Genomic DNA, 23,158 nt, shown 5'->3' with positions numbered 1-23,158 from the left:
CTAATGATTCTTATTTAGAAACTTCAATGCGTTCAATGAGATGAAAAACTTTATCAGAGTTTTTTTCCATTCGAAAATCAAGTTGCACAACCAGTCCTGATTTCGCCATGCTATTCTTCGAACCATACTGCCATTTTGCCAGTGCATCCATGGCTGCTTTATCGAAAACATTTTCAGGCTCTGCCGCAACAACACGAATGTTATTTGTCATACCATGACTATCAACATCAAACTTAAGCAGCACAGCACCTTCTACACCATCTTTTGCCGCTTGAATGGGGTACTTTGGCTCAACCCGCATAATAGGATAAACATCGTTTACCGATTTCTTATGTTTGGCACTATCTCCTGCTATGCCTTGCTGACCAACATGACCTGCATAGCTTACGCTGGTTACCAATGCTGCCATCACAACACCATAAAGGCTCAGTGCTGGCTTACCTAGTGCGTTAAGGTTTTTTATTTGCTTTATTCTTTCTAACATTACAGTTTTATCTCCATATTCATTAAACGATAAGTGAGCAAAAGCGAATCGCTGCTTTTGTTGAGCGGTAATTAACAATGCTCGACTATAGTTAATCCTGCTATCTAACTGCTTGCGCGCCAGCGTGGTTTGGTCACAGGAAAGTTCTTGGTCACGGCGAAATCTTATATAAGCTAGCCAAACCAAAGGGTGAAACCAAAATAACGCGATTAATATAAATGCGGCTAGGTTCCAATAAATGTCATTGCGATCAAAATGACAAATTTCGTGGGCAACAATAAGTTGCTGTTGTTCATGGTTATATAAATTAAGAAAGTTACTCGGTAGTACTAATTTGGCTGAAACAAAACCAACAAGCATTGGGCTTTCGACATTGTCACTTACAACTAGAGTTAATCTACGAGCACCAATAGTGGTTTTCAACGTTTTGGTAATATCAGCAGCTAAATACTTAGGTGCGGGTAATAATGTTCGTCTAAACTGCCAATGATCTATCATGGTAAGTAGTAATAAAAACACAGAGACAAAAATACTTAAAATAATCAACCAATTAACATCGTTTATCTGTGCCAATGTTTGTTTAGAAGTAACAATGACTCGGTCAATTTCACTTGCCACTAACAACGTTTCTGTTGCAGGGAATAGCATAGGAGAAAAGTGATAACTAGCCAGTGTGATTGGCACAATCAACCAAGTAAAATACATAGTATTAGCGCCTAAATACCTGAGCAATAATGGCCGCATAACTAATAAAATGCTTAACACTAGCGTTAACGGAACTAACGACTCAACAACACGACTCAATATCGATTCAATCATGTTCATTTTCCCACTGATCGATTAAGGATTTAAGGGCTTCTACATCATCTCGCTTAAGCGTTTTGTTTTTAGCAAATCCAGCGACCAAAGGAGATATTTCACCACTAAATAAGCGCTCAACTAAACTTTTGCTGGCCTGTTGCGTGTATTGTTCTCGTTCAAATAATGGCGAATACAGATAGCGTCGTTGCTCTTTAACAAAGCTTACCGCTTGCTTCTTCACTAAACGATTCAATAAGGTTTTCACCGTTTTTTCATGCCAAGTTTTTTTCTCATTTAAGCGTGTGACAATATCAGCTGCCGCCGCAGGATGTTCTTGCCATAGCACTTCCAACACTTCAAATTCTGCTTTACTGATATCGACCATTTGTTGTTCCATTAAACCTAACTCCAAAACTATATTGAGAAACAAAAAACACATTGATTACAAATGTAATCCATAGCTAAAGAATTACAGCCGTAATCATTAAAGTCAAGCTTTCATCGACTAATTTTCCATTCAGCAGAGAAAAATAGAAAATAAAGCGCATTTCTTAAGATATAGTTACTGCCCTTCGCCCTCGTTTTCGCTATAATGTTGCGCTTTAAAATTTAAGCTAATTTTTTTCATCCACTTACTAACAGGTAATTTGCATGTCTGTACAACAGCAGGAAGTCGACTTACGACGCACCTTCGCAATTATTAGTCACCCTGATGCGGGTAAAACGACGATCACTGAAAAGGTTTTACTTTTTGGTCAAGCGTTACAAAAAGCCGGTACCGTAAAAGGTAAAAAATCAGGCCAACATGCAAAATCTGATTGGATGGAAATGGAAAAAGATCGTGGTATTTCGATTACCACCTCAGTTATGCAATTTCCTTATGCCGATTGTTTAGTCAACCTACTCGACACTCCCGGCCATGAAGATTTCTCGGAAGATACTTACCGTACTTTAACGGCAGTTGACTCATGTTTGATGGTAATTGACGTGGCAAAAGGTGTAGAAGCACGAACCATTAAATTAATGGAAGTTACCCGTTTACGCGATACGCCCATTATTACCTTTATGAACAAAATGGACCGTGATGTACGTGATCCAATGGAAGTTATGGATGAGGTTGAAGACGTATTAAAAATAAAATGTGCACCTATTACTTGGCCAATTGGCATGGGTAAAGAATTTAAAGGTGTTTATAACATTTTGACCGATGAGGTATTTTTGTATCAGTCAGGCCAAGGCCATACCATTCAAGAAAAACGCGTTATTAAAGGCCTAGATAATCCAGAATTAGATGCTGAAATTGGTAACTATGCTGAAGATTTACGAGAAGAACTTGAACTTGTTGTTGGCGCGTCACACGAATTTAACCATGAAGAGTTTTTAAATGGTGAATTAACACCAGTATTTTTTGGTACGGCATTAGGTAACTTTGGCGTTGACCATATGCTTGACGGCCTAACCAAATGGGCACCAAAGCCTTTACCGCGCTTAACCGACACTCGCACAGTCAACGCAGAGGAAGAAAAATTCTCAGGTTTTGTATTTAAAATTCAAGCGAATATGGACCCAAAACATCGCGACCGTATCGCCTTTATGCGTATTTGTTCAGGCAAATACGAAAAAGGCATGAAAATGAAACAAGTTCGTATTGGTAAAGACGTAAAAATTGCCGATGCCGTAACTTTCATGGCGGGTGATCGTTCCAACGTAGAACAAGCTTACGCTGGCGATATTATTGGTTTACATAACCATGGCAGTATCCAAATTGGCGATACTTTTACTGCCGGTGAAAACATGAAATTTAGCGGCATACCAAACTTCGCACCTGAAATGTTCCGCCGTATTCGCTTACGTGATCCACTGAAAGCTAAGCAATTGCAAAAAGGCCTAATTCAATTATCTGAAGAAGGTGCAGTGCAAGTATTTAGACCGTTCAACTCAAACGATATGATTGTTGGCGCCGTTGGTGTATTGCAGTTTGAAGTGGTGGTTCAGCGTTTAAAAACTGAATACAATGTAGACGCTATTTATGAACCGATCAGCGTGGCAACTGCGCGCTGGTGTACCTGTGACGACGAACGCACTTTAGAGCAGTTCCAAAAGAAAGCTTACGATAATTTAGCACTTGATGGTGGCGATAATTTAACTTACATCGCACCAACTATGGTTAACTTAAGTTTAGCGCAAGAGCGTCACCCTGATATTGAATTTCACAAAACTCGCGAGCATTAACTGCCTAGCCGTGACAATTAAGAATCTATCAAGTAATTTATTCATAAGCGTAATCATCTAAGTTACGCTTATATTCTCAAGCTTAAAGCTAGGCTTGAGTTGACAACCTAATAAAGAGTTTATTTACATGAATATTAGTAACATCCTAAGTGAAAAAGTTAGTGCGGCCATGACGGCAGCAGGTTTACCTGAAGGGACAAACCCAGCAATTAGCTTGTCAAACCGCGCCAACTTTGGTGATTACCAAGCAAACGGTGTTATGGGTGCAGCTAAAAAGCTAAAAACTAATCCTCGAGAGTTAGCAACAAAAGTTGTTGCAGCACTTGATCTAGCAGGTATTGCGGAAAAAGTTGAACTCGCTGGCCCAGGCTTTATCAATATTCATTTAGATCAACAGTGGTTATCGAGCCAATTAAACCAAATTTCAAATGACGAAAAGCTCGGTGTAAGCCAAGCGGTTAAACCACAAAACGTGGTTGTCGATTACTCAGCGCCAAATTTAGCCAAAGAAATGCATGTCGGTCACTTACGTTCAACCATTATTGGTGACGCCGTAGTACGTGCATTAGAATTTCGCGGTGAGCATGTTATTCGCCAAAACCATATGGGCGATTGGGGTACACAATTTGGCATGTTGCTGGCGCACTTAAGCGACAAACTTGCTTCGAACGAAGTAGCAGAAACAGCCCTTGCTGATTTAGAAAACTTTTACCGTGAAGCTAAAGTTCGTTTTGATGACGAAGACGGTTTTGCTGACCGTGCCCGTGATTATGTGGTGAAACTGCAAAGCGGTGAAGCACAGTGTGCAAAACTTTGGCAGCAGTTTATTGATATTTCAATTGCTCACAGTGAAGATATTTACCAAAAATTAAATGTTACCTTAAGCCGTGATGACATTATGGGTGAAAGTGCTTACAACGACGATTTATCAAACGTTATTGATGAATTAATGGCGCAAAAAATTGCCGTTGAAGACCAAGGTGCGAAGGTAGTTTTTATTGACGAGATGGCAAATAAAGACGGCGACCCTTCGGTATTTATCGTACAAAAATCTGGCGGTGGCTACTTATACGCCACAACCGATTTATCAGCATGTCGTTACCGTAGTGGCGAGCTAAATGCAGATCGCATCATTATTTTCACCGATGCTCGTCAAGCATTACACTTTAAACAAGTAGAAATTGTTGCCCGTAAAGCTGGCTTCTTACCTGAGCACGTGGGTTACGATCATTGCCCATTTGGCATGATGATGGGCGACGACGGCAAGCCGTTTAAAACCCGCACCGGCGGCACAATTAAGCTTGCTGAGTTACTTGATGAAGCGATTGTTCGTGCGAAAGATGTTATCGCTGAGAAAAACCCGGATTACTCAGATGAAAAATTATCTGAAATTGCTGAAAAAGTGGGTATTGGCGCAGTTAAATTCGCTGACTTATCAAAAAACCGCACCAGTGACTACATCTTCAACTGGAAAACCATGTTGAGCTTTGAGGGTGCAACAGCACCTTACTTGCAATATGCTTACTCTCGTATTCAAAGTATCTTTACCAAAGCAAGTTACAGCATTACTGATAACGCGCAAACGATTGCGATTATCGAACCACAAGAAAAAGCCTTAGCATTAAAATTATTGCAATTGGAAAACGTACTAGACGCTGTTATTAGCGAATGTACGCCGAACTTGCTATGTAATTACCTATACGAGCTAGCAAGCCTATATATGAGCTTTTATGAAGCCTGCCCTATTTTAAAAGACGATATTAGCATTGAAGTAAAACAGTCTCGTTTAGCCCTTTGTCAAATTATCGCCAGTACCTTGAAACAAGGTTTAGATATTTTAGGCATCGACGTTATGGAACGCATGTAATCATAAAATAAACACTCAGGAACCAGTGTTGTAAATGAAAATTTTATTAATTGATAATTTAGCAAACCAATTGCTCGACCTTAAGCAGGAACTCCTTAAGTCACGGGCAAAATTTGCCCATGTGACTGGCCTACACGCTGCCGTTTCTGCATTATCGCAGCACCAATTCAATATTGTTGTTTGCATTGCGGAAATTGACGGAAACGATGGTAGCGCGGTACTGGAAATGGTGGCGAAAAAGTTTCCTAAAATAGTCAGAATATTAATTGATAATGACGAGCAAAAAGCGCATAGCATTGCACATTATAGTTTTGCTCAACCAATAGAGAGTAAAACCATTATCAGCACTATTGGTAAGTTGGCTAATAATAACCAATCAATCACTAAAGATATTATTGTAAAAACCGTTGCTAGTATTAAAACGCTGCCTAGTCCACCAAAAGTCTATATGCAACTTAATGCCGTGCTGAAAGAAACCAATACTGACTCAAGTAAAATTGCCAAGATAATCCAGCAAGACCCGGCATTAACGGCAAAAGTATTACAGTTTTCAAATAACACCTTTGCCACAGCCGGCAAGCCCATGCTGAACATTAGTGATGCCATCACTAAAATGGGCCTAGATACTTTATGCTGTATCGTAATGACTGCGGAGTTGTTCTCCTACAACCCTAAAATTAAAGACTTCTCGATACTTGATGAGCAGCTACATTGCTTAGCAACGGCTAAGCTTGCTGCTTCAATGGTAAAACCTGAGTTAAAGCAAGATGCCATGATCGCCGGACTTTTGCATGATCTGGGGAAAGTGGTTCTCTTTGAAGTCAATGAAAAGTCTACTGCTTTGTTTTTTAAACATCGTGTAAAAAATGGCAACAATATGGCATTGGAAAATAAAATTTTTGCCATAGATCATTGTCATGTTGGCGGCTACTTATTGCATACTTGGGGCTTTTCTTATCAAATTATTGAAGCAATTATTTTGCATCATAAACCTGAAAAGTTACTGCAGAATAATTTTGGCATAGCTCAGGCGGTATACCTCGCAAATGTCCTGATTCACAAACAAGCTCCTTCGCCAGAGTTTATTCAGCACTTTAAGCTCGAAAATGTTATTGAAGCGCTAAGTAAAAGGGCCGATAAACTCATTTAGTCAAAGCAAGAAATTCTCTTTAGATAGGAGCAGATGATGACAAAGACCTTACAATTTACCGATAGTCACTGTCATCTTGATTTTGATGCTTTTTCTAACAGCTTGCCAAATTTACTAGACCAGTGCCAGCAAGCGCATATTCATAATATTATCATTCCCACCATAGGTCCAAGCAACTGGTTAAAAGTGATTGAGCTGAGCAAACGCTATAACAATAAACCGGTTAGCTTGTATCCTTGTTTAGGCATACACCCTTGGTTTCTCGATGCATTGAAATCAGATAGTTTGGCAAGCCTAGAAGCATTAATCGTACAACATCGTAAAACTATTATTGCAGTAGGTGAGGCCGGCATTGATGGCGTTATTGATAAAGAGCAAAATAACCTAAATCAGCAACTTGATGTTTTCGAAGCGCAACTACAGTTAGCAGAAAAATATCACTTACCGATAATTATTCATAATCGTCGCTCTCATCAACATATCACGCCATTACTAAAAAAGTATCAGCTCAATAAGGCGGGAATAATCCATGCATTCTCTGGTAGTTACCAACAGGCATGCCAGTATATTGATTTAGGCTTTAAGCTCGGTGTTGGCGGCACTATTACTTACCCTCGAGCAGAAAAAACCATTAAAGCAATAAAACGATTACCACTTGAGAGCTTAGTATTGGAAACCGACGCACCTTCAATGCCGCTTTATGGTTTTCAAGGGCAAGATAATTCGCCATTACAAGTAAGTAAAGTCTTCCAAACTTTAGTCAATATTCGTAGCGAAACAACTGATTATATAGCCAGAGTACTAGAACAGAATATTCAACCGCTGTTAACACAATAGCTGCAACCTAAACTTACTTGCTGGTTTTCGGTAAACGAAAACCTTGTCGGCTAAAACGGTTCAATCCTCGGGTTAATAAAAAACCGATAATCCCCGTCACTATCATCAATAAACGCATAATATCGTATTGTGATGTGCTGTTTGCCGCTAACTCATCGGCTAATAAAGAGCGATGCAAAGACAAACGAATATAGCCCTGTAATTCCCCTAGTCGTAATTCTTGTACAAATGGCGTTATGCCTTTGGTTTGGTTTACCTTCATGGCAGATAAGCCAAACAAATCATTAATAGATTCATTATTTTCAGAAGCAGCGATTACTTGCCCTGTTTTACCATAAATATGGACACTTTTTACTAAAGGTTGTTGTGCTAAGCTATCTACGTAGTCTTGCAGCTCAGCTTGTGGTTTTGTTAAATGAGCATAAGAATTTGCCGCCGCCTGTGCTAAATACATTTTACCAATAGTATCAGCATGCTGTTGAATTTGTACTTGCTGTGCATCACGGCTAGTCACCCAAAAATTCATCACCACTATGATCAAAAAAATAGCTATAGCTAATTGCAATATTTTATTATAAATCGATGATAATTTAGGGTATAAAGGCTGTTCTATTTGCTTCATAAAATATTATGGTCCTGATACTTCTATAACTAAACTATAGAACGAGATAATGACTATTTGTCCTGACGAAAATGTTTTATAGCATGTTTTTAAATAAGTTACCCTATTTCACATAAGGCAATGCAGTGACGAGTCTAAAAGAAGTTGAATATTTAAGCACTATCCAGCAGTTTACATTAACGCAATGGTTACCTCTTGAGGCCAACTTAATCGGTTTAACGCTCGCATTTGATCAGAGCCAACAAGCATTTATTTGTTCAACAACGAATGATAACATCGCCGAAGACTTAGTGCCAAATTCGCTTGCAGAGTCGATAGAACTCGTTGTCTTTAGTGATATAAAAATAGCAAACTTCGCCAAGTTAATGACAACTTGTCAGCTCGAAAAATGTCAATTACAAGCAATAAACCAGCGCAATAATGCAATAAGTTATCGATTTTCAGTACAAGTAACTGATTTAAAACATGCCCGAAAACAACTTGCCGAATTCTCCGTCGCTAAAAATATTGAAGCAGCGTTATTGGTCAATGCACCAACATTATCCAAGCCGGGCTTGTTGGTTATGGATATGGATTCAACAACCATCAAAATTGAATGTATTGACGAAATAGCCGCACTTGCAGATGTTGGTGAAGAAGTGGCAGCGGTGACTGAACTTGCCATGCAGGGACAGTTAGATTTTAGCGAAAGCTTGCACCAACGCGTCGGAAAACTTGCTGGTGCATCGGAAGATATACTTGCTGAGGTGGCAAAAAACATCCCTCTGATGGAAGGCTTAGAAAGCTTAATAACAGAGCTTAAAAAACATCAATGGCGTGTCGCAATAGCCTCAGGTGGCTTCACCTATTTTGCCGATCATCTTAAAGCCCTGCTTAAGTTAGATGCCGCGGTTGCCAATGTTTTGGAAATCAAAAATCAAACATTAACCGGTAACGTGCTTGGTGAGGTTATCGATGCTCAAGCAAAAGCGGATTGTTTAGCCAGCTTACAACAAGAATTTAATATTGCTTCGACACAAACCGTTGCCATGGGCGATGGTGCTAATGACCTAGTGATGATGGCCGCTGCACATTTAGGCGTAGCTTTTCATGCCAAGCCATTGGTACTTGCACAAGCAGACTCTTGCATCACGACTCAAGGCTTAGATTGCCTCATCCATTGGTTGGCATAAGAAGTTAGTTAACCACCGGCGTTAGACAATTAGGCTGATTGGCTAACGCTACCTTGGCGAGTTAATTGATGGCGAAAAAGCACTTCTTGAGTTGCGTCAAATATTTGCGCTACCCCGGCAACACTCCAAATTTCTTGTTCAATTTGTTTACCCCGATGTATCGCGTATGAGCCAATATAGCTAAGTTCATGATTCAGGTGTTCCATATCAGGTTCAGCCGCTCGTGATAACTTTATCATCACACAAAAAAAGTCGCCTTTTTTCAATGCTTGGTGAATGAATATCTGCTTCAGCTTGTCTGAGCCTAACTCTGACGCTAATTTTGTTGTCACCGCTTCATCAACCATTTCAACACTGTGATTAATGGCAATGTAAAGTAGTTCAGTTTTCGCGATATCAGTACGCTGCATTTTCTTTAAACTGGCCGTGAGTCTAGTTACTACGCCAGCATGGCCAATTAACGGATATAAGTTGAGGTGCTGACTCCGGTCACTTAACCTGCGCATTTCCGCCATTAATTTTCCGCTACTTTCTCCCCCAGCAATCGCTTCAAACTTGTATCGGCTACCACTGGTTTGAATTACCATAGATGGAATTTTCGAGGAAGAGCTGTAAATATTACGTAATGCTTTGGCTAGCCCAGGACTAGACATGGCATATTCATCAGGTGTCAACTTATCACGATTTTTATCAATCAAGGCTTTGAAAAACTTACGACCAATATGTTGATGCCGTTCGACAAAAACTCGTAAATTAACAATCGTTTTACTTCGGTTAACTCGGATCACCTCATAAGGTAAAGCTTTTAACTCAAATGCCGAGGTGATTTTTTGTAGCCCAGGGAAGCTAATGTAAACAATGTCACCTTTAACTAATACGGTACTCTCATCTAATTCAACTTTAAGGCCAGAAGTAGAGAAGTCATGTGAAACCCCCTGCCATTGCACTTTATCTATCTCAACTTTGGTGGGAGTTTTATACTTAAAACGCAATTCTTGACGTTGGTTTCTGTAATTGATGCCTATTTCATCGACACTATAGGGCTTACTTAAACGTTTATGACCAAAGTTTTTCAATTTGCTGGTATTAATGCCTTCAAAAGGCAGTTTTTGATAAGCTTGCAATGATTCATTTTTAGTAACATCGCTAACAACGACTATATACGGCATATTCTCAAGTATGAGCTTGATTTCGTCTGGTACTGGCTCATTCAAATATTCATCTTTTTTGGCAATGCTATTTGATAAGGTTAACGGCGAATCTGCACGCTTAGGATAAACATCTAACAAGGACAGCTGACTAATGGAAAAATTTTCTTTTGATGCCGCAAAGCCTAAAAATTGCTGCATAAATTCTTTATCTTCAGCGAGCTGTTGCTCATCTGCGGTATAAAAATATAATTTTCCTTGGCTTTTATGAATAAAACTAAAAACCAATAGTTGTTTGCCAGAAACAGTAGCTTTTTTTAACCTTGCTAATCGCTCGGGCGAGATCAAACAATATAACGTTGAATAGCGTTTTTCATCTTGCCAATACTGATATATCGCTTGATTATTATTACATGTCAACGCGTATTTTGGGATACAACCTTCTGCACCATCCTCAATAAAAACAGGCAACTCATTAGACTTAGGCAGAATAAATTGCTCAAATCCTCTCGATTGCAGTGCGCTGATGGTGTTATCTAAATTAATTTTATAACGACGTTTATTACCTTGAATAAAGCCCTTTAAAAACTGGCTAAAGCCGTCCTTTCGTTTATCTGGTGAGTAAACTCTTTGTACACCTACTAACTGCATATTGTCTAGTACCGTTAGATTTTTTATTTCATAGGTGAAGTTACTATCGCGACCAAACTGAAACTCTTCTTCTAAGCCCGCAAAGCGTATTGTCACTTGTTGGCCAACATGAATCGGCTTAATGCTATTAATTCTAAACTTGCAGCCGGTAACACTTAGATCAGAACTAGTACAATCAAAGGGTTTCTTATTATCAATAGACACTTGTAAAGGTATCGCAAAGTTCATCCGTTCTTCATTGCGATCATGGTAAGGGCCAAAGCTATAAAATTTAGCCGGATATTGCGTTTTTTCAAAAACCTTGGAGGTACCTTCCTGGCTTATACTACTAACGGCATTTTTTTCTTTTTGATAAATAACACGAAAATTATTCTCGGTATTCATTACCGCTTCATAAACACCAAAGGTATAACTAGCGTAACGAGCAAAAGCCTCGGTAAAAACATTGATCGCCACTTCATCTAAAAAGTGCGTTCTTTCTTCATGAACAAAAGGCTTACATTCGCCATCAACATGTCCCCGCAAGTCAATTAATCGTGTGCAAGGTGCAGCAAGGCGCTTTAACTCCATTTTAAGTAAAAATCGTTCTGTTTGCGGCATATTTTTAGCAACAGCAGCAAACCGGGCTTCAAAGTCAGTATTTAAAACTTGGCCACTAAAATCATCAATAATTTTTTGGTATTTTGAAAAATCTTTATTCATTTACGCTTTAATATCTTTACAATAAAGAAAACTACTCACCGTATACAACCTTAAGTATAAATGTGTTAGTTAAAAATTAACACTAATACCACATTGAGATTATTGTCGATAAGTATACTAATTTTAGTATTTAGCTGTTTATGGAGGCAAAAACTATACCTATTTAGGTACTTCCGGTTAAGAAAATTTTTATTCATCTAGAGACTATGCCATAAAGTTATCGTCTAAAGATAGGAAAAATGAGGGCTGCACAGATGAAACCTAAAAAGGATAAGCGAATAAAATGACTCGATGTGCTTAATTACTTTGTATATTTTGTCATAATTTTGACTAGGGCTTGTTAAGCATTTAGGTTATAGTTTCGCGGCGATTGAGCACAAGCTAGAAATGCTTCCAGTAAAATACTTAGTATTTCTACCATATAACAATGTACTGGCTTTTAGGGTAGTTCCCCGCCAGCCTAGATTATGATAAAAATTCAGTTGCTCACTAATTTGCATACCAGCATTTTCAGTTATTATCGTTACAACTAATAGTTAACAAACTCCCAGCAACATATAAAGAGTAGGTAAACCAAGATGGCAAAGTCTTCAAAAATAGAGTTTGTTTGCACAGATTGTGGAATGAATTATGCGCGCTGGCAAGGCCAGTGTCGTTGCGGCGCATGGAATACATTGGCGGAGATGAAAATTTCAGCCAATCAAAAGTCAGTCAAAAAAGGAGCTATCACTTCAGGTTACGCGGGTGGCATAGGTGGTGGTTCAAAAAAAATTAATGATGTAGAAACAACAGAAGCTGAAAAACAACTAACGGGTATCGGGGAGCTTGACCGGGTGTTATGTGGAGGGGTAACAACAGGGTCTGTGAATATCATCTCTGGAGACCCCGGAGCAGGAAAAACAACATTACTTTCTGATTTAGTTGCTCGCATGTCAAAATGCACACCATCACTTTACTGTACTGCTGAAGAGTCACTCTCTCAGTTCAAAAATCGAGTACATCGCCTTAAACTAAGTTATAACCCTGATGAGCTCCACCTGTTATCTGAAACAAGTGTTGAAGCGATTATCGAAGAATTACAAAAAAATCAGATCAAGTTTGCCGTTATTGACTCAATTCAGGCGGTAGTAACTGAGCACGCTAACGGCAGCCCTGGCTCACCTTCGCAAGTAAAAAGTGCCGCACAATCGTTAACACAATACTGTAAGCAAAATAACGTCACCATGTTTATTATTGCCCACGTCAATAAAAACAATGAAATTGCCGGTCCACAAACCTTAGTGCATATCGTTGACGCCTTACTTCATATTGATACTAACGATGGGCAAATACGTACCTTAAGAGCCAACAAAAATCGCTTTGGTGACATTGACACTGTTGGCATATTTAGAATGTGCGAACGAGGCATGTTAAGTGTCGACAACCCAAGTGAGATTTTCTTATCTGGCTCAACAACTGAGTCACCTGGTTCGGCCATCACCTGCATACGCAAAGGTAACAGAAACCTGTTATTAGAAATCCAGTGCCTAACCACAGAAACAGAAGCAGAGTTTCCTCAAAGAGTCTGTGTTGGCCTCAATATGAACCGCATTAAGATGTTAACCGGCATTTTACGCAAACATACCAAAACAAAAATCTACCACGATACCTTCTTTAATATTGTCGGCGGCTTAAAAATAGATGAGTCAGAAACCTGTATTGATCTAGCACTAGTGACCGCGTTATTAAGCAGTTTAAATGACTTTGTTATCCCACGAACAACCTGCATTATGGGGGAATTAAGTTTAAATGGTGATGTTCGTCCAATTGACAGCGGTGTACCTCGAGTGAAAGAAGCCGCCCAGCATGGTTTTTCCGAGATTTTTATTCCTTTTCGAAATTACCATAAATCCATGGAAGAATTAGGCGTAAAAATTAATCCTGTTAAGACTATTCATGAATTAATAGCACTAATAAAAGCTTAGTAGTTAACGCCAATATCAACATTTAATTGTTCAACCGTTATCTAAACTATTCACTAACACGCAACACATTAAGTTTCAGCCCATCGAAAATAAAAAAGGAGCTATTAAGCTCCTTTTTTAATGACTTTAACATAACCAATTAATTTTCGCGTAATGCTCTAAAACCAACATAATTAGAACGAAAGTTAGGAGATAACTCTAAGCGAACAGAGGTTCTGGCAAGTTTTGGAGCAAAGTTCCAAGCGCCGCCACGAGCGACGATTTTTTGTCCATTGGTTAATTCCCATACATTGCCTACGGTATCGAATAAACCTAGCTTGTTTGCTCGAAATGACTTAACTGGCGCGGTACTGCGATTTGACCACTTGCTACCACAATAAGCACAATTTGCTTTTCCATTGCCAATATCATTACCCCACCAGTAATTATCAGCACTGCCGGCACGAGCAACATATTCCCACTCAATTTCACTCGGTAAGCGATACTTACGCTCAGTTCGTTTCGATAACCAAGATAAATAAGCATTACTGTCTTTTTCACTAATGCAAACAACAGGATGCTCGTCTGATTGACTAAAACCAGGGTTTCGCCAATTCAAAACACTATTATATTTTGGCTCACCATCAACAAATGCCGCACAACCATTGTCACTTTCCGCTTCAGTAACATAATTTGTTTCTTTAACGAAGTGTTTAAAGTCACCAACGGTAATTTGCGTTTGACCAATGGCAAATGCTTTTAAGATCTGCTCATCGCGAGCTGGTTTTTCATTACTTAAACCTGAGCCCTTTAAATCGCCCATTTGAAAACGGCCAGTAGGAATACCAATAAGCTCAGGACCTAATTCATCACCCGGAAGAATATCTTGTACTTTTTCACCATTAGCAAAATTAAGTGCTGCTTTTACTAATTCTGCTTTTATCAGCGTATTTTTTGATAAGCGAATAGATTCTTGATAATCCGTATAACCTGGCTTAGTTACACTGATATCGTGATGACCCGCTGACAACATGACAGAAAGTTTTGTAGAGCCATAGCTTACTCCATCAATGAAAACTTCATCATCATACTGATCAGAACGTACCGTTAACTCATACAATAAGGTGTCGTCATTCAAACCTTCATCTGTCATTGGGTTGGCATCAACATCAACTACAGAAACTTCAGGCTGCCCTTTTTGCTGGCCACAATAACGCGGAGAAAGATCTAATAACGCACAAGCTTCATTGTTAGGTAACGAAGCTTGTAACTCAACCAGAACTTTAGTGCCGTAGTTTCCTTGGCCGCTAAATTCACCTGAATTCACTTTATGTTTTACTAAGCGCACATGCGCTGCTGAATCACTTTTATTTTGATTGATTAACTTTGACTCTGTGGCCGCATTAAACAACTTATCTAAGAAAATCTTTGAGGCTTTTTGTTTCGCTAATCGATTAGCTCGTGTAATACACTTATTAAAAGTTTCCTGATTATCACATGTGACAACTTGATGTACTTCTAGCTCATCTTGCTGTTCAAACTCACTGCGTAAACGTTTCACTCGCGCTAAACGTATTCTTTCTACTAAGCCTTCTCTAGCATTGGCTAAAGTAAATAGGTCAATATTTGCTTGTGCAAATTCGGCTTTCGCTAACGATAAATTTTCAACACTATTTTTTATCGCATCTTTATTTAGCTTTTGATTTAAAATGGACTGACGATAATTATTTTGTGCTTGTGCAATATCTTGATCAGGATTATCCACCATAGCTTCATACTGCTCATTCATACTGAGTAGAGCTTCTTGACGAAGTATTTGCAGCTTTTTCCCTTGAGCACGTAAATCGCCTAAATTAGCTTCTTCATTGGCAACTTGCGAGTTCAAGTTATTTAAAGAAGCGACAAAAGCGTCATATTCAATTTCTTTATTACTTAATTCAATTTCTAAACTTTCAACAGTGGTGCTTTTTAGTGGAGTGCTTTCAAATGCATGAGTATACGAACTCATTGAAAGACAACTTATGGTAAGAGCGAGTACAGCCAAGCGCATGTGTAATATTCCCAAACAATAGAAATTAGTTTTAATTTCAGTGACCTATCAAATAAAAAAACACTGAATATATAAAGATTTATTTCAATTTATTATTAATATAATTTTAATACATTCATCATATTTGCTCAACGGTAAAATCGCAAGTGGAAAACTCGGTTTCCTAATGATTAACTTGATTAAAATCAGCTTGGGCATGTTTAAAGAGACTAGCACTGTCGATAACTACCTAAGCAAAATAAATCGACGAGCATAATATCCTAAACACAACATAATAAACATTTATCTCACCAATACGGGCCCTTTCAGCACTATTTGATGAGAATATTTATTATTTGATGAGAATATTTATTAATAAGAGAATCCCGAGGACGGTATACATTAGGCTGCATTACTACTTTCAGTGGATTCAAATGCATTCGAGACGAGATTTCATTCGCAACTAAATAGCGTGACTTCCATCAAGCCACGCTTTTTAATAACAATATACCGACTAATTAACTTGGCTCGTAATCCAAATTAGCAGACAACCAACGCTCTGCTTGTGGCATGGTCATTTCTTTACGCGCGGCATAACTCTCCACTTGATCTTCCGCTACCTTTGCCACAGCAAAATACTTAGAATCAGGATGAGCAAAATACCAACCACTAACAGCGGCACCCGGCCACATAGCAAAACTTGAGGTGAGCTCCATGCCTATATTTTCTTCAACATTGAGCAGCTCCCACAACAAGCCTTTTTCTGTATGTTCAGGGCACGCTGGATAACCTGGCGCGGGGCGAATGCCTTGGTACTTTTCTCGTATTAAATCGTCGTTATCTAAGCTTTCATCTGGCGCATAACCCCAATATTCTTTGCGAATTTGTTCATGCAAATATTCAGCGCTGGCTTCTGCTAGCCTATCAGCAACCGCTTTAATTAAAATACTATTGTAATCATCATGCTCAGCATCAAAAGCTTTTACCAAGGCTTCAACCCCAAAGCCTGCTGACACCGCAAATGCCCCAACGTAATCATTAATGCCTGAGTCTTTATCTGCCACATAGTCAGACAAACAGCGATTGAACTGCCCTGCAGGTTTTTTACTTTGCTGGCGCAACTGATGAAGTTTCATAAGCGGTTCAGTACGTGACTCATCAGTATAAAGCTGTAAATCATCTTGCTCACGGTTCGCTGGAAATAAACCAAATACCGCTTTAGCCGCTAGCTTTTTATTGTTGATAACATCATCAAGCATGGCATTAGCATCGTTAAACAATTTAGTCGCTTCTTCACCAACCACTTCATGTCGCAATATTAACGGATACTTACCTGATAACTGCCAAGTCATAAAAAATGGCGTCCAATCGATGTAATTGCGAACAATATTTAAATCAATATTGTCTAACACCGTAACACCCAATTTATTCGGTACTTTAGGGGTATAGTTGTCAAAGCTTATCGGTACTGCATTTGCTCTCGCCTCAGCTAAAGGAATTAAGCTTGAACGCGGGCCTTTTTTATAGTGACGTTCACGAACTTTCACGTATTCCGCTTTTTGGCGCTCGACAAAAGCAGCTTTGTGTTCTTCAGACAATAAGGTACTAACAACTGATACCGAGCGCGAGGCATTAGGAACATAAACAACTGGGTGCTGAAATTGTGGTTCAATTTTTACCGCAGTGTGTGCTTTTGAAGTTGTTGCACCACCAATTAGCAAAGGTAAATCAAACTCTTGTCGGGTCATTTCCTTAGCAACATGCACCATTTCATCTAAAGATGGCGTGATCAAACCTGATAGGCCAATAATATCGACGCTTTCTTCACGGGCAACCCGTAATATATCTTCACACGACACCATCACGCCTAAGTCAATAATGTCATAATTATTACACTGTAAAACTACACCAACGATATTTTTACCAATATCGTGTACATCGCCTTTTACCGTTGCTAACAACACTTTGCCGTTAGATTTTACTTCCGTTTTTTCAGCTTCAATGAATGGATTTAAATGGGCAACCGCTTGTTTCATTACCCGCGCTGATTTCACCACTTGTGGTAAGAACATTTCACCGGCGCCAAATAAATCACCGACTACGTTCATACCATCCATTAATGGCCCTTCAATAACATCGAGTGGTCGAGTTGCTTCTAGTCTTGCTGCTTCAGTATCTTCAACAATAAATTCATTAATGCCTTTTACCAGTGAATATTCTAAACGCTTATTTATCGGCAGTTCTCGCCAGCTTAAATCGGCTTTATTATTTTTACTGCCCGCTTGCCCTCGATACTCTTCAGCAACATCAAGTAAGCGTTCAGTTGCGCCATCATCCGAATTTTGAATAACGTCTTCAACGGCTAAGCGCAGGTTTTCAGGAATATCAGAGTAAATGGCGAGTTGACCCGCATTTACAATGCCCATATCCATGCCATTTTTTATTGCATGATATAAAAACACCGCGTGAATTGCTTCACGAACAGGGTTGTTACCGCGAAATGAAAATGAGACATTAGAAACGCCACCAGAGATCATAGCGTGCGGTAAATTTTGCTTAATATCAGCTACCGCTTCAATAAAGTCTACGGCATAATTATTGTGCTCATCAATACCGGTAGCGACGGCGAAAATATTCGGGTCAAAAATAATATCTTCTGCCGGATAACCTATTTCATCAACCAGAATATGGTAGGCACGCTGACAAATTTCAAATTTTCGGGCACGGGTATCAGCTTGGCCAGTTTCATCAAAAGCCATAACAATCACCGCAGCGCCATAACGACGTAACAACTCAGCTTGCTGACGAAAGTTGTCTTCGCCCTCTTTCAAACTTATCGAGTTAACAACGCCCTTGCCCTGAATACACTTTAAGCCTTCTTCTAAAATATCCCATTTAGACGAGTCCAACATGATCGGTACTTTCGCGATATCAGGCTCACCAGCAATTAAATTCAAAAATCGGATCATCGCGGCTTTTGAATCCAACATGCCTTCATCCATGTTGATATCAATAATTTGTGCTCCGTTTTCAACTTGTTGCAGCGCAACGGCTATAGCTTGGTCATAGTTTTCTTCGGTAATTAAACGCTTGAAAATAGCCGAGCCAGTAACATTAGTACGCTCACCAACATTAACAAATAAGGTATCGTCTTTAATGGTTAGCGCCTCTAAACCAGATAAACGACACACGATTTCTCTTGGTTTAATTTCACGGGGGGTTATATTAGCAACGGCATCTGCCATACCTTTAATATGCGCCGGCGTAGTACCACAACAGCCACCGATAATATTTAAAAAGCCGGCATTTGCCCACTCGGCAACATGCCTGTCCATGTCTTCAACGGTAAAGTCGTACTCGCCAAAGGCATTAGGCAAACCAGCATTTGGATGGGCAGAAACAGCAACATCTGAAATTCGGCTTAATTCTTCAACATATTGCCTAAGCTCAACTGGCCCTAAAGCACAGTTCAAACCAAAGGAAATAGGCTTGGCATGACGTAGCGAGTTATAGAAAGCTTCGGTGGTTTGCCCCGATAAGGTTCTGCCCGAAGCGTCAGTAATAGTACCTGAGATCATCACAGGCAAACGTTCACCACGTGTTTCAAATACCGTTTCAACCGCGAAAATAGCGGCTTTGGCATTTAAGGTATCAAAAATAGTTTCGATTAAAATAATATCGCTACCACCGTCAATTAAGGCGCTGGTTGACTCAATATATGCGTCTTTCAATTCATCAAAGGTGACATTACGAAATGCTGGATCATTAACATCAGGCGATATTGAACACGTGCGGTTAGTCGGTCCTAACACACCAGCAACAAAGCGCGGTTTTGCTGGGTTTTGGGCATTGAATTCATCTGCAACTTCACGGGCTAGTTGCGCTGCTTTGAAATTAATATCGGCACTATGAGCTTCCATATCATAGTCAGCCATAGCAATGGTGGTGGCATTAAAGGTATTGGTTTCAAGAATATCAGCGCCAGCTTCTAGGTATTCGCGATGAATTGCTTTAATCACCTCAGGCTGAGTCAGCACCAACATGTCATTATTACCTTTGACATCACAATGCCAATCAGCAAATTGCTCGCCGCGATAGTCTTGCTCTTCAAATTTATACGCTTGGATCATAGTGCCCATAGCACCATCTAAAATTAGAATACGCTTTTCTAGCTGAGCCTGTAACAAAGAGTAAGACGGCGATTTCAGCACCTTTGCTGATGATAAAGAATGAGAGTTTACTTGCTTAGCCACGTGATTTTCCCGGATGAATTGCTTGAATATGGTCTGCATCTAATTGATACGGCGTTATTTGATAAACGTAATAATTTAGCCAGTTGGTAAATAATAAACTGCCATGACTGCGCCAAGTGTTTGCGGCCTCTGTGTTTGGATCATCACAGGTGAAATAATTGTCAGGCAGAGAAGGATTAGCTCCTGACTCAAGATCTCGAAAATACTCTTCGCTTAACGTTGACGCATCGTATTCAGGATGGCCAGTTAAATAGACTTGTTGCTTATTTTTACTGGCAACAAGATAAACGCCCGCATCTTTTGACTCTGCCAGTATTTCTAAATTATCTAAGGTTTGATAATCAGCTTTATCAATATAGCCATAACGAGAATGAGGCACATTAAAGCTTTCGTCAAAGCCTCGGGTTAATTGCTCTTTTGGCTTTAAGCAACGATGTTGATAAACCCCGGATAGCTTTTGCTCACGTAAGTGTCGTTTCAAACCGTAATGGTGGTATAAAGCTGCATGCGCTGCCCAACAGGAAAACATGGTAGAGGTAACATTTTTCTCTGCCCAGTCAAATACTTCGCAAATTTTATCCCAAAAGGTTACTTGCTGATAATCCAACAATGCTAAAGGCGCACCAGTGATGATCAGGCCATCATATTGTTTGTCTTTAATATCATCAAACAAACGATAAAAATTATCTAAATGCGCCTGCGGGGTATTTTTTGACTCATTGGCATGAATACGAACAAATTCAACATTTATTTGCAGTGGCGTATTCGCCAACATCCGCAAAATTTGCACTTCAGTTTCAATTTTATTTGGCATCAGGTTAAGAATAGCCACTTCCATCGGACGTATTTCTTGATTTGCTGCGCGGCGTTCAGACATCACGAAAATATTTTCGTTGTCTAATACCGTTAAAGCGGGCAATTCATTGGGGATCTTAATGGGCATAGCACTAACCTAATTCCGAATATTTATTAAGTATAAAATAACGCTGTAAAACAGCCTTACTCATTACAATTTTTCTTAGGCTATAATGTGACTTGGATTTCTAGATATGTCAACCTCTAAACGTATAGACGTCTAAACATTTTAATATGAGCTATAATTTTTAGGAAGTATTGCTGAACCGGAAGGAATAAAGGAAGAAACTAAAAAGGCCGCAAACCTAAAGGTTTACGGCCATAATGTACTTACCTAACTATAAGTATTTAAAGCTTTACCACCAAATGGTGTATAAAAAGGTCAGAATAACTACAACGCCAAGGGCGGCAATATTAAAGCTTTTCTCTGTCGAAAAGTTCACATCGGCTAAGTTAACACTAGTGTCTTTATTCTCACTTTTATCATTAAGTGAAATAAGCACCATCAAACTTAAGCATAGCAAGAACACTAAACCCATCCGATCCATAAAGGGTAATTCTGGCCACAAGGTTCTCAAGCCGAATGAGAATACCGCCGAGCCAATCGCAGCGGCAAGCGCCCCCATTGACGTCGCTTTTTTCCAAAACATACCAACTAAGAAAATCACCACAATACCGGGGGTAAATACACCGGTAAATTCTTGAATATACTGAAACGCTTGATCAAATTTACCTAATAATGGCTCAGCCATAAATAAGGCAATAATTAATGCCACTAATGTCGCAATACGGCCCACACAAACATAATGTTGCTGGCTCGCATCAGGCTTAATTGGACGGTAAATATCCATGGTAAAAATGGTTGAAATGCTGTTGGTCATTGACGCCAACGACGAAACAATTGCCGCAACTAATGCCGCAAAGACTAAACCTTTAATACCAACAGGCATCAACTCCATCATCGATGGATAAGCTTGATCTGCCGCAGCAAGGTTAGGGTATAAAATCACTGCCGCAATTCCTGGTAGAACAACAATAACTGGCATCAATAATTTCAAATAAGCGGCAAAGGCAATGCCTTTTTGCGCTTCTTGAATGTTTTTAGCAGCTAGCGCCCGTTGGATAATATACTGATTAAAGCCCCAGTATGAGATGTTCATTACCCACATACCACCAACCAAAACAGAAATACCCGGTAAATTGGTATATTGCGAGTTATCAGGCGACAAAATCATATCAAAATGACCAGGGAGTTCAGTCGTTAACTTACCAAAACCAACCAACATCCCCTGCCCTTCAGACACAGCATCTAAAGCCAGATAGCTCAACAATAAACCACCGAATATCAACAGTACCACTTGAATTATATCGGTATACGCTACCGCTTTTAGGCCACCATAAAGAGAATAAGCAATTGAGAAGGCGGCCAAAAACAACATGCCGTACCACCAGTCTACACCAGCAACTGTTTCAATAGCTAAACCACCTAACCATAGCACCGCGGTTAAATTAACAAACACATAAACTAACAGCCAAAATAAAGCTAATGTGGTTTTAACTCGATGATCAAAGCGCTGCTGCAAGTACTGCGGCATGGTAAATATTTCATTTTTTAAAAATATTGGCAGTAAATATTTACCAACCAAAATCAGAGTGATGGCCGCCATCCATTCATAGGAGGCAATTGCCATGCCCATAACAAAACCAGAGCCAGACATGCCAATAATTTGCTCAGCTGAAATATTTGACGCAATTAAAGAGGCTCCAATTGCCCACCAAGGTAATGATTTCCCTGCAAGAAAGTAGTCTTCGGTATCTGCGCCATCTTTCTTGTCACTACGTGAAATCCATAATGCGACAAATAAAAGCCCAATAACGTAAACAATAAATACGCCAATATCGAACATTTCCAGTTTCATTTCATAACCTCGCTTTAGCAATTATCATTTTGATATTGCGTATTTATTATTATTTAATAGCTATTTTGTCATTAAGCTATCGAGATAAAATGCGCTCAAGCACGTTTAGTACCTATATAGATAACCAAATATTATTTACCGTACAAATTCCTTAGGTGTTAGCGAGCACAGGTAGAATCCTGTAACCAAGCCAGCTTGCTTTCTATAATGTTGATTGACAATGTCAAAGACATTATTTAACGCGACAAATATTTTTAACCTTTGTTGATGCTCAGTGATAGCATGTCTAGCGCGTTTATACAAAATGCATTCGATTGCAGAGCGAACACTTTCAAGTTCTTGTCAACTTGCCTCACGTAAGCTTATCTTGAGCTAGGTATTTAGCCACCACACGCTCTGTGTTTCTCTTTCATTGTATATACTATCAACTAACCCTCAACTTACTTTTGAATTAGTCACTAGCACGGTTAACTACTCCGATCATATTCAATAT

The 23,158-nt window shown here is 39.4% G+C and carries 14 protein-coding genes; 6 read left to right on the top strand and 8 right to left on the bottom strand.

The window, feature by feature from the left end:
• Positions 1–10 precede the first annotated feature (10 nt).
• A complete protein-coding gene (locus tag AC27JP_RS14435; protein ID WP_487116277.1) occupies positions 11–1,303 on the bottom strand; it encodes a M56 family metallopeptidase in 1,293 nt (430 codons plus the stop codon).
• Positions 1,296–1,682: a BlaI/MecI/CopY family transcriptional regulator gene (locus AC27JP_RS14430; protein ID WP_487116275.1), complete on the bottom strand. Its 387-nt coding sequence runs from the start codon at positions 1,680–1,682 to the stop codon at positions 1,296–1,298. Before AC27JP_RS14430 ends, AC27JP_RS14435 begins: the two co-directional genes overlap by 8 nt.
• Before the next feature lie 254 nt (positions 1,683–1,936).
• Between AC27JP_RS14430 and prfC the strand changes: the two genes are divergently transcribed.
• From prfC to AC27JP_RS14410, 4 genes are all read left to right on the top strand, one after another.
• On the top strand, positions 1,937–3,517 hold the full coding sequence (gene prfC, locus AC27JP_RS14425; protein WP_487116273.1) for a peptide chain release factor 3: 1,581 nt from the start codon (positions 1,937–1,939) through the stop codon (positions 3,515–3,517).
• A 127-nt stretch (positions 3,518–3,644) separates the two neighbouring features.
• Positions 3,645–5,384, top strand: coding sequence for an arginine--tRNA ligase (argS, locus tag AC27JP_RS14420; RefSeq protein ID WP_487116271.1), 1,740 nt, complete (start codon positions 3,645–3,647; stop codon positions 5,382–5,384).
• Between the two features lie 34 nt (positions 5,385–5,418).
• Positions 5,419–6,534 (top strand): HDOD domain-containing protein, encoded by a 1,116-nt coding sequence (locus AC27JP_RS14415; RefSeq protein ID WP_487116269.1) that lies wholly within the window; start codon positions 5,419–5,421, stop codon positions 6,532–6,534.
• Between the two features lie 33 nt (positions 6,535–6,567).
• Positions 6,568–7,371: a TatD family hydrolase gene (locus AC27JP_RS14410; RefSeq protein WP_487116267.1), complete on the top strand. Its 804-nt coding sequence runs from the start codon at positions 6,568–6,570 to the stop codon at positions 7,369–7,371.
• Between the two features lie 13 nt (positions 7,372–7,384).
• Here the strand turns inward: AC27JP_RS14410 and AC27JP_RS14405 are convergent, their stop codons facing one another.
• A complete protein-coding gene (locus AC27JP_RS14405; protein ID WP_487116265.1) occupies positions 7,385–7,993 on the bottom strand; it encodes an AhpA/YtjB family protein in 609 nt (202 codons plus the stop codon).
• Between the two features lie 125 nt (positions 7,994–8,118).
• Here AC27JP_RS14405 and serB point away from each other — a divergent pair, with 125 nt between their 5' ends.
• Entirely contained in the window at positions 8,119–9,165 is a 1,047-nt protein-coding gene (gene serB / locus AC27JP_RS14400; RefSeq protein ID WP_487116263.1) for a phosphoserine phosphatase SerB, read from the top strand.
• A gap of 29 nt (positions 9,166–9,194) precedes the next feature.
• Here the strand turns inward: serB and AC27JP_RS14395 are convergent, their stop codons facing one another.
• Positions 9,195–11,666: a PilZ domain-containing protein gene (locus AC27JP_RS14395; protein WP_487116261.1), complete on the bottom strand. Its 2,472-nt coding sequence runs from the start codon at positions 11,664–11,666 to the stop codon at positions 9,195–9,197.
• A 578-nt stretch (positions 11,667–12,244) separates the two neighbouring features.
• Here AC27JP_RS14395 and radA point away from each other — a divergent pair.
• Complete coding sequence (radA, locus tag AC27JP_RS14390; protein ID WP_487116259.1) at positions 12,245–13,630, top strand: DNA repair protein RadA; 1,386 nt, start codon at positions 12,245–12,247, stop codon at positions 13,628–13,630.
• A 139-nt stretch (positions 13,631–13,769) separates the two neighbouring features.
• Here radA and AC27JP_RS14385 read toward each other — a convergent pair whose 3' ends face one another.
• From AC27JP_RS14385 to AC27JP_RS14370, 4 genes are all read right to left on the bottom strand, one after another.
• A complete protein-coding gene (locus AC27JP_RS14385) occupies positions 13,770–15,617 on the bottom strand; it encodes an SUMF1/EgtB/PvdO family nonheme iron enzyme (RefSeq protein ID WP_487116257.1) in 1,848 nt (615 codons plus the stop codon).
• A gap of 539 nt (positions 15,618–16,156) precedes the next feature.
• A complete protein-coding gene (gene metH / locus AC27JP_RS14380) occupies positions 16,157–19,849 on the bottom strand; it encodes a methionine synthase (protein ID WP_487116539.1) in 3,693 nt (1,230 codons plus the stop codon).
• A gap of 34 nt (positions 19,850–19,883) precedes the next feature.
• A complete protein-coding gene (gene metA, locus AC27JP_RS14375; RefSeq protein ID WP_487116255.1) occupies positions 19,884–20,834 on the bottom strand; it encodes a homoserine O-succinyltransferase MetA in 951 nt (316 codons plus the stop codon).
• A gap of 268 nt (positions 20,835–21,102) precedes the next feature.
• Positions 21,103–22,665 (bottom strand): sodium/sugar symporter, encoded by a 1,563-nt coding sequence (locus AC27JP_RS14370; protein WP_487116253.1) that lies wholly within the window; start codon positions 22,663–22,665, stop codon positions 21,103–21,105.
• Positions 22,666–23,158: the final 493 nt, after the last annotated feature.

The organism is Colwellia sp. SU-HH01172, from assembly GCF_057553355.1.
Note: the sequence above shows the minus strand (reverse complement) of the source record. Positions and strands in the feature narration are given on the sequence as shown.

What these genes read in the sequence shown, in the direction of transcription:
- AC27JP_RS14435 (WP_487116277.1), bottom strand. Translation starts at nt 1,303, where the DNA reads ATGATTGAATCGATATTGAGTCGTGTTGTTGAGTCGTTAGTTCCGTTA.
- AC27JP_RS14430 (WP_487116275.1), bottom strand. Translation starts at nt 1,682, where the DNA reads ATGGAACAACAAATGGTCGATATCAGTAAAGCAGAATTTGAAGTGTTG.
- prfC (WP_487116273.1), top strand. Translation starts at nt 1,937, where the DNA reads ATGTCTGTACAACAGCAGGAAGTCGACTTACGACGCACCTTCGCAATT.
- argS (WP_487116271.1), top strand. Translation starts at nt 3,645, where the DNA reads ATGAATATTAGTAACATCCTAAGTGAAAAAGTTAGTGCGGCCATGACG.
- AC27JP_RS14415 (WP_487116269.1), top strand. Translation starts at nt 5,419, where the DNA reads ATGAAAATTTTATTAATTGATAATTTAGCAAACCAATTGCTCGACCTT.
- AC27JP_RS14410 (WP_487116267.1), top strand. Translation starts at nt 6,568, where the DNA reads ATGATGACAAAGACCTTACAATTTACCGATAGTCACTGTCATCTTGAT.
- AC27JP_RS14405 (WP_487116265.1), bottom strand. Translation starts at nt 7,993, where the DNA reads ATGAAGCAAATAGAACAGCCTTTATACCCTAAATTATCATCGATTTAT.
- AC27JP_RS14395 (WP_487116261.1), bottom strand. Translation starts at nt 11,666, where the DNA reads ATGAATAAAGATTTTTCAAAATACCAAAAAATTATTGATGATTTTAGT.
- radA (WP_487116259.1), top strand. Translation starts at nt 12,245, where the DNA reads ATGGCAAAGTCTTCAAAAATAGAGTTTGTTTGCACAGATTGTGGAATG.
- AC27JP_RS14385 (WP_487116257.1), bottom strand. Translation starts at nt 15,617, where the DNA reads ATGAGTTCGTATACTCATGCATTTGAAAGCACTCCACTAAAAAGCACC.
- metA (WP_487116255.1), bottom strand. Translation starts at nt 20,834, where the DNA reads ATGCCCATTAAGATCCCCAATGAATTGCCCGCTTTAACGGTATTAGAC.
- AC27JP_RS14370 (WP_487116253.1), bottom strand. Translation starts at nt 22,665, where the DNA reads ATGAAACTGGAAATGTTCGATATTGGCGTATTTATTGTTTACGTTATT.